This window comes from Pseudomonas sp. PDM19, from assembly GCF_014852215.1.
In the GTDB taxonomy this organism is placed as follows: Bacteria; Pseudomonadota; Gammaproteobacteria; order Pseudomonadales; family Pseudomonadaceae; genus Pseudomonas.
On record NZ_JACVBG010000009.1, the window covers coordinates 1 to 1773 of the forward strand.

Annotated in this window: 2 protein-coding genes and 1 pseudogene; all 3 read right to left on the reverse strand. The window is 47.7% G+C overall.

Annotation, left to right across the window (positions count from 1 at the left end; genetic code table 11):
- Window positions 1-305: pseudogene (locus IB273_RS31240) on the reverse strand (hypothetical protein); the annotation flags it as partial.
- A 121-nt stretch (window positions 306-426) separates the two neighbouring features.
- On the reverse strand, window positions 427-918 hold the full coding sequence (locus IB273_RS31245) for a hypothetical protein (RefSeq protein WP_192225869.1): 492 nt from the start codon (window positions 916-918) through the stop codon (window positions 427-429).
- Window positions 899-1773, reverse strand: an 875-nt coding sequence (locus IB273_RS31250; RefSeq protein ID WP_192225870.1) for an N-acetylmuramidase family protein, incomplete at its 5' end; no start/stop codon positions are given. The genes IB273_RS31245 and IB273_RS31250, both read right to left, overlap by 20 nt.

A 1773-nucleotide genomic window follows, 5' to 3' on the forward strand; every position in this document is an offset into this window, starting at 1 on the left:
CAGTCGCGGCTGTCGGCGAGGAACTTGACCATGTCCTGGGCGGTAAAGACTTCCAGGTGGAGTTTGCGCTCCTCGGATTTCTTCATGTCGTGGTAGACGCCGATGTGCCCTATCAACTGGCCGGCCTGGATCGGGATCGGCGGGTCCGGAAGGGCGACCGAGTCCCGTTGCAGTGGCGCGATGAGGGGGGCCAGTGCGGCAAAGCGTACATAACCCTCCGGGGCCTGGTGCCCATAGTCACCACAGTAGGCGGGGAGTTCAGGCACTTCGGCGTGTTCGCCGCCTTCCAGGCCTTGGGGGATCACGGCTTCCAGCTTGCGGTAGGCGCCTTCACCACTGACGACCAGTTCGGTGCCGCGAGCCAGTGTGCCGGTGACTTTGCTGGTGGCCGCGGCCGTGGCGTGGATATCCTTTCTTTTCGTCTACTTAAAAGCGGCATCCTAAGGCATCTTCATTATCGCAAGTAACGCCCTTTATGAATTCTGTCAGATTGTCCTTGTATATTTTTTCGCAAGGAGTAGACACTTCGGATCCTTCTTTTTTCTCTATTACCCCATACTTATAATTTTTTGAAATCGACTGATCATAATCTCTATAAAGAGTGTAGGAGATTTCTTTGGTCAGGAATTTTACCCTTAAGTATTCTGTTTGAAATCGACTGTACCAGTTGTATTTTAAATCTGGCTTTGAGATTGATTTTTCTGAATTTATTACTTTCCCTCCGTAAGTTAGATGTGCAGAGCCGCTGATTGGTAGGTTTTTTGCGCCACATAGACGAATTGACTCGGCACGAGAGGTTATGCAAGAAAAATAGAGGGATTCATTAGCTGCGCAGCCTTCGCGGTTGGCCGACTCACAAATCGAAAAATTTAAAATCAACGGGGCGGCAAATAAAATTTTACCTGCTGAATGCTTCATAATTTCTCTGCATCTCACGATCATATCCGGATTGTTTGGGGCCGTTATATTTTATAGCAAAAGCCAGCCAGTCTTTTTTCTGTATCGCTTTTTTTAGTTTTGAGTCGGCTAAAATAAAGTTTACGAAGGCTTTTAGTTGATTTTTTTCCGACTGACTTATGCTGAATATGAAGTCTTCAACCCTATCAAATCCGCAGGCCTTGTGGTTTTTTCCCATTATTTGAAATTTTCCCCATGATGCGGATTTTAATGCTGCTGATGCATCAAGGTCGTAAGCTTGAAGTAATTTTGGATATTGCTCTACGTATTGGCCGTATCCGCCAGGTGTTCTACTGGAAATTGATTGATTGGATTCGTCATACCGCCCGCCTGTTAAAGAATGGAAGTAGTGTCGCTCATAAAGAATTGCCGGGACAAAGTCCCAATCTTGAAACTTATAAAAACTCCCAGTGGATCCTGTCTCTGTTGCGGCCACAGCCTTAATTGCTGCAACTTCGCATCCGATAATGAATGCAGCCTCTTCAAAATCTCTTTGCTGTATGCTTTCTCCTTCATTGAAAAGAAGGAAGTCAAGGTAAATTCTCTCTCCGTCAATAACTATGCTGGGGTGTTTTTTCTTAGTAAAGACTCCCACCATTCCAATCGGATGAAAGTGATAAACCTTGGCCGCCTCCGGCAATCCCACCTTCCGCCACACGTCATCCCAGAAACCCAGCGCCTTCCAGCGTCCCTTCTCCGCAATCCAGTTCAGTATCGGCTCGGTGCGGGTGTGGCCCAGCAGTTTGTCCAGCGGCTCCATTCTTTTCGCGGTGTAGCGCCATTCGCTTTCATACTGGATGACCAGTTGCGCGATGG

Bases quoted from the DNA above. Each gene is read 5' to 3' on its own strand.
- IB273_RS31245 (WP_192225869.1), bottom strand. From the start codon at position 918: ATGAAGCATTCAGCAGGTAAAATTTTATTTGCCGCCCCGTTGATTTTA.